Origin of the sequence: Nocardia puris, from assembly GCF_036051655.1 — a bacterium.
GTDB lineage: Bacteria > Actinomycetota > Actinomycetes > Mycobacteriales > Mycobacteriaceae > Nocardia > Nocardia puris.
On the sequence record NZ_CP107943.1, the window covers coordinates 6,837,152 to 6,850,282 of the forward strand.

The window sequence follows — 13,131 nt, forward strand, 5'->3', positions numbered from 1 at the left end:
CCTCACTCCGGTCGGTCCGCGTTCTCGGGAAAAGCGTTGCGCGGCAACAGGGGAACGGTCCAGCTCTGTCCCGCGCCGAGCACGCGCTCTTCGTCCTCCACGCACACCCGGATCGGCTCGGCGCTGCTGGGGTGCAGGTCGAGACGGACTTCGGTGTGGGTGACGCGCACGCCGAGCAGTTGGCCGCGGTAGGCGATCGTGAACTCCGCCTCGCGCAGTTCGACGGGCAGGACCGGGTGCAGGCGCAGCATATCGTGGCGGGTCTCGATGCCGCCGTAGCAGCGCAGCACCATGTCGGCGGTGCCCGCCATCGCGCCGATGTGCACGCCCTCCCGGGTGGTGCCGCCCTGGGTGTCGGCCAGGTCCGCGTCCAGCGCGCGGGTGAACAACGTCCACGACGCGGCGCGGTCGGTGCGCGCGAGCACCCAGGCGTGCGCCAGCCTGCTCAGGGTGGACCCGTGGCTGGTCCGGGCCAGGTAGTACCGCACGGTGCGCGGGATGAGCTCCGGCGGCAGCGCGTATCCGAGCCGCTCGAAGACGTGGCGCAGCTCCTCGGCGGAGAACAGGTAGAACAGCATGAGCACGTCGGCCTGTTTGGAGAGTTTGTAGCGGTTGGTGGTGTCGCCCTCGGCGTGCAGGATCAGGTCGAGGCGCTCGATATTGCCGTACCGGGATCGGTAAGCGTCCCACTCGAATTCGGCGAGATCCTCATAGCCCTCGAACTGGCTGACGATGCCGTCGCGGTGGAAGGGAACGCGCAGGCGCCTGCTGATGTGGTCCCAGCGCGCGGGTTCCTCGGGGCGCAACCGCAACCGCTCCCGCAGCGGCGCGCAATCCCAGCCGTCCAGCAGCCGCGCCACCTCCCCGGCGCGGGCGAGGACCCAGGCGGTGAGGACGTTGGTGTAGGTGTTATTGCGCAACCCCGGTTCGGACCGGTCCGGGTAGCCGTCGTGGTACTCGTCGGGACCCATCACCCCCGTGATGTCGAAGCGGTCCTCGGACGGATCGTGCACGGCGAGCCCGGCGAACAGCCGCGCCACCTCGATCATCAGCTCCGCCCCGTGCTCGAGCAGGAAGCGGTCGTCGGCGGTGCTCTGGTAGTACTGCCACACGCTGTAGGCGACGGCGAGCCCGATGTGGCGCTGGCGATGCGAGCGGTCGGGCATCCACCGCCCGGTGCGGGTGTTCAGCAGCTCCGTGGGGCATTCCTCGCGGCCGTCGCTGCCGCTCCGCCAAGGGAACAGCGCGCCGTCGAGCCCTTCGGCGCGCGCGGCGTCGCGGGCGCGGTCGAGCCGGCGAGCGCGATAGCGCAGGAACGCGCGGGTGAGTTCGGGCCTGCGCAGCGTGAGGATCGGGTAGACGAACAGTTCGTCCCAGAAGATGTGACCTCGGTACCCCTCGCCGTGCAGCCCGCGGGCGGGCATCCCCGCGTCGAGATCGGGCCCGGCGGCGGCGGTCGCTTGCAGCACGTGGAAGACGTGCAGGTTCAGCGCCAGCCGATGCCGCAGATCGCCGCCGAGCCGGATGCCGAAGCGCCCCCACAGCCCCGCCCAGGCCGAGACATGGGCCGCCAGGATCGCCGCCGCGCGCGGCGCGCGGGCGATCCGATCGGCGGCCGCGAGGGCGGCGGTAGCGACGGCACGGTCGCGCGAGGTCGCGACCGCGACCACGCGCTCCACCGAAACCGCCGCACCGGGGCGGATCTCGAATTCCAGCTCGGTGCCGGGGCACAGTGGGTCGTCCCGTGCCGTGCGCGCGAGCACGCGCGATTCGGTGCGCGTGCGCAGCGCGAACGCGAGCGCGACTCCGGAACGGAGAGTGGAGGTTTCGTAGAGCAGGGTGTCGCGATCGAGCGCGCGGTGGCGGCCCGGCGCGAGGTGGTCGCCGCCCAGCACGCGGTCGGCGGCGACATTGCGGTTGCGCACCCCGCCGTTCACTCCCACGCCGAAACACACGGTGCCCGACCAGTTGTCGGCCTCGACGGTGACCTCCATGACCGCCAGGTGCGGTTCGGCCACGGAGTGGAACCGGCGCGTGGTCACCGTGGTCGCGCGGTCGCGGTCGTCGCGGTAGCGGTCGACGGTGGTGAGGACGCCCGCGCGCAGGTTCAGGTCGCGGTGGTGGCCCACCAGGGCGGGCGAGTCCGGAGTCAGCGGCGCTCCGCCGTCGGGCCTGATCGTGGTGTGCGTCCAGTCGGGGGCGTTCACCAGGTGCTCGATCTCGACCACGCGGCCGTCGATGCGGGCGATCGCGCGGTTGTAGACCCCGGCCAGGTAGGTGCCGGGGTTGTGCACCGCGCCCGCGGTGCCACCGGTCGCCGAGCCGCGGCTGGCCCAGTAGCCGTTTCCCGTGGTGCACAACGCTTCCCGTGTGGTCTCCGCCGCGGGCACGAAGTCGTCGTAGATCAGATTCCACCCGCCGGGCACGTCGCCGGCCGCGCCACCGCCCCACCGGGTGCCCGGCCCGCCGGGGTGGCGCGGCGCCAAGGCGAGATCGGCGAGATCGGTGACCACGACGTCGGCTCCCGCCGCGGCCAGGCGCGCGCCCGCCCCCGCGCGGTCCACGCCCGCCACCAATCCGAAGCCGCCGGCCTCGCCGGCGCGCACCCCGGCCTCGGCGTCTTCGAGCACCACGGTGTCGGCGGGCTCGACGCCCAGCCTGCGCGCCGCCTCCAGGAACAGCGCCGGATCGGGTTTGCCCGGCAACCCCATGGCCTCGGCGTCCGTGCCGTCGACCCGCACCGTGAACAGGGTGGTCAGTCCGGCGGCGTCCAGCACGGCGGCGGCGTTGCGGCTGGCGGTCACCAGGGCGGTGGGCACGTGCGCGGCTCGCAGCGATTCCAGCAGCGCCGCCGCGTCGGGGAAGACGCGCACGCCGGTGCGCGCCAGTTCGGCCGCGAACAGCCGCTGTTTGCGTTTCGCCAAGCCGTGCACGGTGAGCGCGCCCGGATCGTCGTCCGGGTCGCCTTCCGGAAGGGGGAGCCCGCGCGCGGCGCAGAACGCGCGCACCCCGTCTTCGCGGGCGCGACCGTCCACGTACGGCCGGTAGTCGGCCCGGATGTCGAACGGGGGCGCGGCGGCGGCCAGGCGGGGCAGCGCCTCGTCGAACAGCGCCTTCCAGGCCGCGGCGTGCGTGGCGGCGGTGTCGGTGACCACGCCGTCCATGTCGAATACGACCGCACCGAAGCCGTCGGCGGTGCGTCCCGCCGGGCCGGGCAGGTGCTCGAGTCTCATCTCGGCCCGCGCGCGGTGTGGTGTCACGGCAATGCTGCCGCTCTCGCCGTCGGCGCCCGCGGGGGTCTCGCGTTCGGGTGCATCCGGTCCCTCACACGGTGAGCTGCTGACCGGCGGTCGCCCCGCCGTCCAGGACGAATTCCGACCCCGTCGAGAACGTCGCCTCGGTGACGACGAACCGGATCATGGCGGCCACTTCCTCGGGCTCCCCGAAACGCGGAAGTGGTTGCGCCGCGGCGATATCCGGGTCGAAGTCGGCCGTCATCGCCGTGTGGATGGGCCCGGGGTGCACCGAGCACACCCGGATGCCCGCCGCCCCGAGTTCCAGCGCGGCCGATTTGGTCAGTCCGCGCAGGCCCCACTTGGACGCGGCGTACGCGCCGATGCCGGGATATCCCTGCAATCCCGCGGTGGAGGAGACGTTGACGATGACGCCGCCGCCCGCGGCGCGCAGCCGGGGCGCCGCCAGGTGCATGCCGAGCCAGGCGCCGATGAGATTCACCTCCAGCACGTGCCGGAACAGGGCGGGCGCCTGCGTGTCGATCGCGCCGGAGGCCAGCACGCCCGCGTTATTGATCAGGACCGCGAGCGGACCGAACTCGGCCTCGGCGTCGTCGAGGGCGCGCCGCCACTGCTCCTCGTCGGTCACATCGAGGCGGTGATAGGCCGCGCCGGAACCGATATCGGCCGCGGTGGCGCGGCCGTCGGCGTCGAGGATGTCAGCCACCACCACGCCCACCCCGGTCTTGGCCAGGGCGCGCGCGGTGGCCGCGCCGATGCCGCGCGCCCCGCCGGTGACGACGGCGCTGCGTTCGCGCAGATCGAGAGAGTTGTTGTCGGACATCACATTCCCTTTCGTTTGTCGAGCGCCACCACCGCCGAGGCGACGGCCGCGAGCGCTCCGATGCGCAACCACGCGTCCGGGCCGATCGGCGCGGTGTCGAAGATGGTGTTCATGACCGGCAGATAGGTGAACGCCAGTTGGGCCGCCGCCTGCGCGGCGATGCCCGCCACCACCCACCGGTTGGTGAAAAGTCCGGTGCGCCAGGCGGATCGGCGCAGCGAACGACAGCTGAGCAGATAGCAGGTCTCCACCACGACGAACAGGTTCACCGCCGCGGTGCGGGCCTCGGGCAGGCTCGCGCCCCGGCTCAACTCCCATTCGAACAGCCACCACGCACCGGCCACGAGCAGCGTCGAGACCAGCGCGATGCGCACGACCACCGCCCGGGTGAGCAACGGCGCGTCCGGCGTGCGCGGTGGCCGGGCCATGATGCCGGGTTCTTTGGGTTCGAAGGCCAGCGCGAGCCCGAGGAAGACCGCGGTGGTGAGGTTGATCCAGAGGATCTGGGTGGGCAGGATCGGCAGGGTCAGGCCGAGCAGGATCGCGACCAGCACCACCAGGCCCTGGCCCACGTTGGTGGGCAACGTCCAGGTGATGAACTTGGTGAGGTTGTCGAAGACGCCGCGCCCCTCCTCGACGGCCGCCTCGATGGTGGCGAAATCGTCGTCGGTGAGCACCATGTCGGCCGCGTCCTTGGCGACCTCGGTGCCGCCGCGGCCCATGGCGACGCCGACGCCCGCCTGGCGCAGCGCGGGCGCGTCGTTGACGCCGTCGCCGGTCATCGCGACGACCTCGCCCGCGGCTTGCAACGCCTCGACCAGGCGCAGTTTCTGTTCGGGCGAGACCCTGGCGAACACGCTCGCCCGCCGCACCGCCGCCGGCAGATCGCCCGCAGGCAGCGCGGCGAGTTCGGCTCCGGTGAGCACGGCGCCCGGCCCCGGCGCGTCGAGCAGGCCGACGCGCTCGGCGACGGCCGCCGCGGTCACCGCGTGATCACCGGTGATCATCTTGACGGTGATGCCCGCCGAGCGGCACGCCTCGATCGCGGACCGCGCCGCCGCGCGCGGTGGATCGTGCATGGCCTGCAGGCCGGTCAGCACCAACGTGCCGGGCAGCGCATCCTCGGCGAACGCCCGGGTGGTCGCGTCGGATCGCACGGCCGTCGCCAGCACCCGCAGTCCCTCGCCCGCGAGGTCCGTCGCCGCGCGCAGCGTCGCCTCGCGGTCCAGCGGCTCGCGATGGCCCGCCGAATCCAACTGCGCGCCACACAGTTCCAGCATTCGCTCCACCGACCCCTTGGCCAGCACCACGTGGCCGCCCGCGCCGTCGGCGTGCAGTGTCGCCATGTACTGCCGTTCGGAGCTGAACGGGATCACCGCCGCGCGCGGCCACTGTCGCCGCACCTCGCCGGGGAACAGCCCCACCTTGGCCGCGACCATCAGCATCGCACCCTCGGTCGGATCGCCGACGAGCTGCCAGCGGCCGTCGCGCTCGGTGAGCGCGGCGTCGTTGCACGCCGCCCCGGCCAGCAGCGACCAGCGCAGGGCTCGATCGTCGTCGGCGCCGACGGGGGCGCCGTCCCCGGTCCGCAGACCGCCCAGCGGTGTGCCGCCGGATCCGGTGACCTCGTAGCGCCGCGTGGGCGTCCACACGGCGGTGACCGTCATCCGGTTCTCGGTGAGCGTGCCGGTCTTGTCCGAGCAGATCACCGTGGTGCTGCCCAGCGTCTCGACGGCGGGCAGCCTGCGGATCACCGCGTGCCGCCGCGCCATTCGCGCGACACCGATCGCGAGGGTGACGGTGACGACCGCGGGCAGCCCCTCGGGGATCACGGCGACCGCCAGCGCGATCGCGGCCACGAACGTCTCCTGTGTGTCCTGGCCGCGCAGCAGGCCCACCGCGAAAGTGGCCGCGGCCAGCGCGAGGATGCCCGCGGTGAGGATCCGGCTGAACTCGGCGAGCTTGCGGGTGAGCGGCGTGGCCAGGGTGTGTGCCGCACCGACCAGGCGGTGGATCTCGCCGAGTTCGGTGGTGGTGCCGGTCGCGACCACGATCCCCGCGCCGGTTCCGGTGGTGACCAGCGTGCCCGAATACACCATGTTGCGGCGATCGGCCACCGGCAGCGCCCCGGACAGCACACCGTCGTGTTTGCGGACCGGCGCGGATTCGCCGGTCAACGCGGACTCGTTCACCCGCAGCTCCGCCGATCGGGCGAGGCGCAGGTCGGCGGGCACCTTGTCGCCCGCCTCGAGCTGCACCAGATCGCCGGGGACCAGATCGGCGGAGTCGACGCGGTGGCGACGGCCCTCGCGGACCACGGTGACGCGGGTGCGCAACATCGACCGCAACCCTTCCAGCGCGGCCTCGGCCTTCGTCTCCTGGAGGTAGCCGACGACGGCGTTCACGACCACCACGCCCAGGATGACCGCGGCGTCGACGTACTCACCGAGGCCGACGGTCAGCGCGCCCGAGGCCAGCAGGACGTAGATCAGCGGGTGGTGGAATTGCCGCAGCATCCGCCGTACCGGGCCCGCGGTCTCGGTGCCCGGCAGCGCGTTCGGCCCGAACCGCAGCAGGCGTTGCGCCGCTTCGCCTTCGGAGAGCCCGCGGTGCGGATCGCTCTCCAGCAACAGCACCACTTCGTGGGCGGCCAGCTCGTGGTGGGCCGCCTCCGGTGCCGGCGTGATCATCGCTCCACCTCGCCCTTCGCCTCGTCGGAGCGGCTCGGCCCCGCTTCGTGACACCCGGTCGAGGACCGGACGCCGGTTCAGGAGGGCTCGCGGGCGACGATCACCGGCACGGTCGCGCCGTGCACCACGGCCTGCGCGACCGATCCGAGGGTCATCCCCGGGAAGCCGCCGCGCCCGTGGCTGCCGACCACGATCAGGCGCGCGCGTTCGCCCTCGCTCAGCAGCCGGCGGGCGGGCCGCTCCTCGACCACGACGCGCCGGACCTTCACCTCGGGATAGCGTTCGCCATACCCGGCGATGCTCTCCGACACCACGAGTTCGCCCTCGCGCTGGAGTTCGGTGCGGGGCGCGTAGCGGAAGACCTCCGACCAGCCGTGCACTACCACCAGTTCGGCGCCGTGCTGCTCCGCCTCGTCGAAGGCGATCTCGATCGCCAGCGCACTGTGCCGCGATCCGTCGACACCGACCACGACCGGACCCGAGTCCTGTCCCGGCCCGGGGACCACCGCGACCGGGCACCGGGCGTGGCGGGCGAGTGCCGAACTGGTCGACCCCAGCAGTCCACGCAGAAAGGCGCCGTGGCCACGGGTGCCGCTCACCACCAGGCGGGCGTGCTCGGCGCGATCGAGCAGAGCCGGTATGGCGGCTGCCCGGACGAGTTCGGTACCGATGTCACCGCCGAGGCCGGGCTCCCCCACCGATTCGGCGGCCACGCGCGCGTCGGCGAGCACGGCCTCACCCTCGGCGCGCTCGTATTCGTCGTCCACCGGCGCGTAGGGCGCCCGCAGCCCGAACTCCGCCGCCATGCCGATCGCGTACACGATGCGCAGCGGCGCTTTGCGTTCGGCGGCGTAGGCGGCGGCCCACCGCACCGCGTCGAGGGAGGGGAACGAGCCGTCGCAGCCGACGACTACCGGCAGATCGTGATGGGTCGACATTGTTTTCGCCCTTTCGCTGTGGTCGATATCCGAAGCGTAGGAGGCGATCACGGCTCCCGGCGTGTGCTGTTGGTCCCCGATCGGGGTGCCGAAGGTCAGGCGTGTCCGGCTCACTCCGTGGTGAGGACATCGTCGACGTCGCGGCGCGGCGTGCGCGGCGGCCGCGGCGCGGTGGACCTGCCGATGCGGACGAAGACCTGCGGGTGCGGGTCGCCGATCACCTCGACGACCTTCGCCCTGGCGGCGGGCAGTTCGGTCAGATGGCTCATGACACAGGTGGACAGGCCGTGGACCGTGCATTCCAGCAGCAGCGCCGACAGTGCTTCGCCACCCGCCAGCAGCGATTCCGCGCTCTCGTCGCGGGTGCCGAGCGCGACGATCCGCGCACCGTCTCGGCGTTCCGGCCCGGAATCGCTTGTCCCCGGCAGGAATTCGCGGTTGAGCGGGACCCGGGCGCCGTCCTCGCGATGCGGCAGCGCCGCCGCGGGCACCCCCGAACCCGGTTCGCCGCCACCGAGCCACCAGGTCATCTCGTGCTGGTAGACCGGATCGCGCCGGCGCAACGCCGAAGCGGTCCACGCCACTTCGGCCAGGGCCGCGCACTCGGCGTCGGCGATCGGCAGCAGCCGGGTGTCGTGGCGGGCGCACAGTTCCAACAGCACCGGCAGCAGCCGCGGCCACTGTTCCGGGTGGGCATACGGCGCGCGATCGGAACAGCGGGCCTCGATCGCGTCGGCCAGCTCCACATCGCCGTCGAAAACTTCGGTGCGGCCGCGGAATTCGAGGGAAGCCAGGTGGGCCCGGTCGGCCGGCTCCGGGAAACGCGACACTACCGGCCGCCACCCCATGGCCGTCATCGCCGTCACCGCGTGGTGCAGTGCCACACCGCAGCCGAGCACACCCTGCCGGTTGAAGGCGTCGGTCCCGGGCAGCAATCGGCCGGTATCGACAGCCAACGCGAGGCGGACACCGTTCCACCGCCAGCGCCAAGGCTGGCTGTTGTGCAGCGACGGTGCCCGATTCGCGCGCGCGACAACGGCGCGCACGGTGGCGTCGTCGGGAACGCTCCGGTTCATCACGCCTCCCCGGTCCGGGCGGACAGTGGACGACAACCAGTCTCGCCGCTCCCGAGGCGCTGCGGCAGGGCCACAGGACCCCCACCGCGAGGCCGTTGGCGCACCGTCAGCGATGGCCTTCGCCCCTGGCCGGCACCCTCCCGCGCGCGCGACGCTCGTCGGAGAACGGACGTCGCTCGAGAGGGATCGGTCATGATCGACGCCGAGAACCACGGAAGCCGCGGACCGGCCCCGCTCTGGTGGTGTACCCGCCCGTGGAACGCCAGTCCGCTGCTGCGCGGATCGGACCGGATGGAGTTCCTGGTGCGGACGGTGCTGGTGGGCATCGTCCTGGTGGCACTACCCGTCGCGATGGCGATCGGAACGCAGGTCTACACCGATGACGCACAGCGCATCCGGGCCGAGCGCGCCGGCGTCACCACCGTCGAGGCATCGGTGACCTCCGAGCCGGTGTGGACCGAGACGCGCGAGTACCGCGCGAAGGCGCGCTGGAACGCGGACGGCCACGCCACCGAGGCCACCGTCACCGTGCCCGAGGGCACCGGCCTCGGCGACACGATCCCGGTCTGGCTCGGTGCCGACGGAACGCCCACGCGACCACCGCGCGGCCCCGCGGCCGCGGTGTTCAACGGCATCGGCGTCACGATCCTGCTGTGGGCCGCGAGCGTGGCCCTCGCGGCCGGGGTGTGGCACGGCACGACACTGCTGTCGGATCGGCGGCACGCTCGACAGTGGGAGCGCGAGTGGGCGCTGATGGACCGTTCGGTCAGCGGCGAAAGCTAGCGACACCACACCGCCCCGTGGTCCGCGCGATGCGGAACCGGACGGACACCGGACATCCGGACCGCTCCGGCGGCGCGATGCCATGCCGACGATGCCCGCCCCGGCGGCGGCCGGGCGCACCGGGCACGGACAGTGCTCGCATCACAGGGAGATCAGCCCGCCGGCGCCTGTTCGCTCCGCGCGTTTCTTGATGCCCAGCAACATCTTCCGCTCCATCACCAGGCTGGCGGCGGGCATGAACGCCGCGTAGAGGATCGCGGCGATCGCCGAGCGGCCCGGCGTGCGGATCCGGTTCCGGCTGATCAGCCGCGTCCCCTCCGCGCCCCCGCGCAGCGCGAACGACCAGATCCAGGTGCCGTCCCCGGACCCGAACACCAGGCAGCGTTCAGGGTCGAGGACGCGCACCCACATCCGCTGACCGTTCTTCCCGAGCGCGAAGGAGTCGCCGATCGACAGGCTCTGGAATTCGGGCAGGATCTCGTCGGCGCTGTGCATCCCCAGTCCGAAGAGGTTCTCGATCCAGTCGTAGGTGTACGCCCCGCCGCGTCCGGGGCCGAACTGGACCAGCCAGGGCCAGACCGCCGCCGGCGGCACGCGGACGCCGATGGCACGGGTGGTGACGAGATCGGCGTCCGGGAGCATCTCGTCGCCGGGCAGGCGCAGCACGGTCTCCTCCTCGGTAGCACCCCACGTCGCGTAGTAGCGCCGGCCGGGGCCGAGATGCAGTGCGACAGCACCACCGATCGCCGCCGCGGCGACGACCCAGCGCCCTCTCATGGTGAGCGCCTGCCGACATAGGTGCTCACGGGTGCCGGTGGCCGGTCCATCGGTCTTCCTTCCGGTCGGGAACATCGCTCAGACTCCGGTGATGTCGCGGCGGTCGAACACCGGCAGCGCGATCAGCAACGCGGCCGTGCCCGCGACGGGTAACCACAGGTACGCCCACGGCAGACCCGCGCCCAGCGGCCCGCCTTCCAGCGCTTGATGGAACGGCGACCACGGTCCCCAGCCGCCCATCGATTCGACCAATTTGCTCGCGACGTAGAGCACGTAGGCCGCGACCGCGAACACCGACGCGACGGCCAGCGCCACCACCCGGCGTCCGGTCGCCGACCCCACCGCCAGCGCGAGCAGGCCGAATTCGACGCCGAGCAGCACCATGGCCAGCGCACCACTCGCCGCGCCCGACACCGCGATGCCCAGACCGAACACGGCGCCGAATCCGAGCACCGCGCCGAACAGCACGACACCGAGGGCGGCGACGGCCGTGACCAACGCGCCGGCGTGCTCGAGCGCCAGCCGCACGGGCGAAACACCGTTGACCAGAACCACTTCCAGCGTGCCGCGCTCCTCGTCACCGGCGACGCCGCGCGCGCCCCTGGCGATGGCGAACACCAGGAACAGCACCGGGATCAGCATGCTGAACAATTCGGCGTTCAGGAACCCCGTTCCGGTCGTGAACGCGTCCAGATCGAACAGTTCGCGCAACGGCTCGGGATAGCTCGCCAGGAACTCCTCGATGCCGGTCATCTCCGAGAACGACTGCCACAGCGCGCATTCGGCAAGGACGAGCAGCACGATGCCCAGGCTCCAACCGATCAGCCCGCGGCGCTGGTCGCGCAACGATTTCAGGTAGACGGTCCGCAGCACGGTTCACTCCCGCCCGTAGTAGGTCAAGAACACGTCCTCGAGATCGGGCTCGTGTCCGGTGATGTCGACGACGTCGTGGGGCGCCACCACCTTCAGCAGCTCCGCCGTGGACCCTTCGATCTCCACGTGCGCGGTGCGGCCCTCGACACGCACCGTGCGCACGCCGTCGAGGGCGCGCACAATCGCCGCGTTCGGCGGTGTTCCGGCGAACTCGAACCGGAGCCGGTGCAGGGCGCGGGCGGTGAGTTCGGTGACCGCCCGCACTTCGACGAGCCGGCCCTGCCGCAGAATGCCCACGGTGTCGGCCACCGCCTGCACCTCCGACAGCACGTGCGAGGAGAGGAAGACGGTGGCGCCGCGCTCGCGCGCCTCACGCACGATCGCCTGGAACTCGCGTTGCACCAGCGGGTCCAGACCGGTCGTCGGCTCGTCCAGCACGATCACCTCCGGTTCGGCCATGAACGCCTGCACCAGCCCCACCTTCTGCCGATTGCCGTGCGACATCGCACCGATCCGGCCGCCGGTGTCCAGATCGAGGCGCTCGGCCAGGCGGGTCACCGCCTTGTGGTCGACCCCGCCGCGCAGGTGCGCCAGATAGCCGAGATATTCGCGCGCGGTGAGATCCGGGTAGGCGACGAATTGTCCTGGCAGGTAACCGATCCGGTGCTGCGCGGCGGCACGGTCGCGCACCGCGTCGGCGCCGCCGATCAGCACGCGCCCCGAACTCGGGCGCGAGAGGCCGACCAGCATCCGGATGGTGGTGGTCTTCCCGGCGCCGTTGGGGCCCAGATAACCGAAGACGACGCCCGGCGGAATGTCGAGGTCGAGGTCGATCACCGCGGGATGTCTCCCGAAGTATTTGCTCAGCGCCTCGGCGGCGATCACGGCTGACATGAGGTGAACTCCCTGGTGCGGACGGACTGTGCTGAGCATCCCGCCCGCGAGCAGGCGCTCGGCAGGGAAGAAGGTCACCGAGGTGACGGTCCGTGGGCCCCGGTTTCGATCCGGCGCCCCGACATCGGGTCCGGCCCAGCAGTCAGCGGTCGAGAACCTCACCGAGCGCCCGCCGAGAGGTCGGCGGCAACGGCTGGGTTTCGTCGGGGCAGGAGCCGATCCTGACGATGGCTTGCGCCGACGACGACCCGCCCAAGACCTCGGCACCGACTCGATCGCGCAGCGCCGCATCGCCGAACGGCTCCGTCAGCACACAGCAGGCCAAACCCAGATTCGCCGCTGTCAGCAGCACCGAACTCAGCGCCTCACCGCCCCGCAACCACGACAGCGGATCGTCGCCAGGGGTACCGAGCACCAGCAGATCCGCCCGGTCGCATGCACCGACCAGCGCCCGCACGCTCGCGGTGAGCCATTCGGACCCCTCGCCCCCGGCCGCGCGCAGCACTCCCCCGTGGGCCGCCGCCCGTTCGGCGAGCAGTCCCGAACACCCCGGCGGACCGGGCGCACTGCGATAGCACCGCACGTCCGAACGCCGCGAGCCGATCACCGCGGCCAGCGCCGTGGCGGTCATGGTCGGCTCGCTGCGCACCGGACGCACCGTCGCCAGATGGGCCGGGTCCGCGGGATCGGGCAACCGCCGCACGATCGCCGAACGACCGTGCGTCGCGAGCGCGATGCGCAGATGATGCAGCACCGCACCGCAACTGAGCACGGCGTCCCGCCGGTCGGCACCGGAGCCGGACCCCACCCGCGCGGGGTCGAGGTAGACGTGCACCAGCGGCCCGTCCACGCGAAACCGCCACGGCTGCGAATTCCGCACCGACGGCGCCCGGATCGCCAGCGTGAGCACGTGATCCACAGACACCGCGAGCCGGTCTCCATCCATTCCCCCACGCTGCCCCGCGCCGTGCCGCCGGCGACAGAGCAGAACGGCCGTTTCCCGGGGGACTTCCGCCCGATCGG

10 protein-coding genes are annotated in these 13,131 nt (G+C 72.2%); 1 reads left to right on the forward strand and 9 read right to left on the reverse strand.

Annotated features, from left to right (window positions below):
• Window positions 1-2: 2 nt before the first annotated feature.
• The 5 genes from OHB21_RS31770 to OHB21_RS31790 all read right to left on the reverse strand — a co-directional run bounded on the left by OHB21_RS31770 (window position 3) and on the right by OHB21_RS31790 (window position 8,781).
• On the reverse strand, window positions 3-3,233 hold the full coding sequence (locus OHB21_RS31770) for a beta-phosphoglucomutase family hydrolase (RefSeq protein ID WP_067510964.1): 3,231 nt from the start codon (window positions 3,231-3,233) through the stop codon (window positions 3-5).
• A 91-nt stretch (window positions 3,234-3,324) separates the two neighbouring features.
• Window positions 3,325-4,077: an SDR family NAD(P)-dependent oxidoreductase gene (locus OHB21_RS31775; RefSeq protein WP_195124420.1), complete on the reverse strand. Its 753-nt coding sequence runs from the start codon at window positions 4,075-4,077 to the stop codon at window positions 3,325-3,327.
• Window positions 4,077-6,767 carry an HAD-IC family P-type ATPase gene (locus tag OHB21_RS31780; RefSeq protein ID WP_195124421.1) on the reverse strand — a complete coding sequence of 897 codons (2,691 nt, stop codon included), beginning with the start codon at window positions 6,765-6,767 and terminating at the stop codon, window positions 4,077-4,079. Before OHB21_RS31780 ends, OHB21_RS31775 begins: the two co-directional genes overlap by 1 nt.
• 77 nt (window positions 6,768-6,844) lie before the next feature.
• Window positions 6,845-7,705 (reverse strand): universal stress protein, encoded by an 861-nt coding sequence (locus OHB21_RS31785; RefSeq protein ID WP_067510993.1) that lies wholly within the window; start codon window positions 7,703-7,705, stop codon window positions 6,845-6,847.
• Between the two features lie 110 nt (window positions 7,706-7,815).
• A complete protein-coding gene (locus OHB21_RS31790; RefSeq protein ID WP_067510961.1) occupies window positions 7,816-8,781 on the reverse strand; it encodes an Acg family FMN-binding oxidoreductase in 966 nt (321 codons plus the stop codon).
• 192 nt (window positions 8,782-8,973) lie between these two features.
• Here OHB21_RS31790 and OHB21_RS31795 point away from each other — a divergent pair, with 192 nt between their 5' ends.
• The gene (locus tag OHB21_RS31795; RefSeq protein WP_067510960.1) at window positions 8,974-9,564 is read left to right on the forward strand and encodes an Rv1733c family protein; all 591 of its coding nucleotides are present in this window, start codon (window positions 8,974-8,976) and stop codon (window positions 9,562-9,564) included.
• A gap of 141 nt (window positions 9,565-9,705) precedes the next feature.
• Here the strand turns inward: OHB21_RS31795 and OHB21_RS31800 are convergent, their stop codons facing one another.
• The 4 genes from OHB21_RS31800 to OHB21_RS31815 form a co-directional block, all read right to left on the reverse strand.
• Window positions 9,706-10,341: a hypothetical protein gene (locus tag OHB21_RS31800; RefSeq protein WP_067510992.1), complete on the reverse strand. Its 636-nt coding sequence runs from the start codon at window positions 10,339-10,341 to the stop codon at window positions 9,706-9,708.
• A gap of 78 nt (window positions 10,342-10,419) precedes the next feature.
• Window positions 10,420-11,214, reverse strand: a complete 795-nt coding sequence (locus tag OHB21_RS31805; protein ID WP_195124422.1) for an ABC transporter permease subunit — start codon at window positions 11,212-11,214, stop codon at window positions 10,420-10,422.
• A 3-nt stretch (window positions 11,215-11,217) separates the two neighbouring features.
• A complete protein-coding gene (locus tag OHB21_RS31810) occupies window positions 11,218-12,186 on the reverse strand; it encodes an ABC transporter ATP-binding protein (protein ID WP_232331798.1) in 969 nt (322 codons plus the stop codon).
• 64 nt (window positions 12,187-12,250) lie between these two features.
• Window positions 12,251-13,033: an NAD(P)H nitroreductase gene (locus OHB21_RS31815; protein WP_232331797.1), complete on the reverse strand. Its 783-nt coding sequence runs from the start codon at window positions 13,031-13,033 to the stop codon at window positions 12,251-12,253.
• Window positions 13,034-13,131 lie beyond the last annotated feature (98 nt).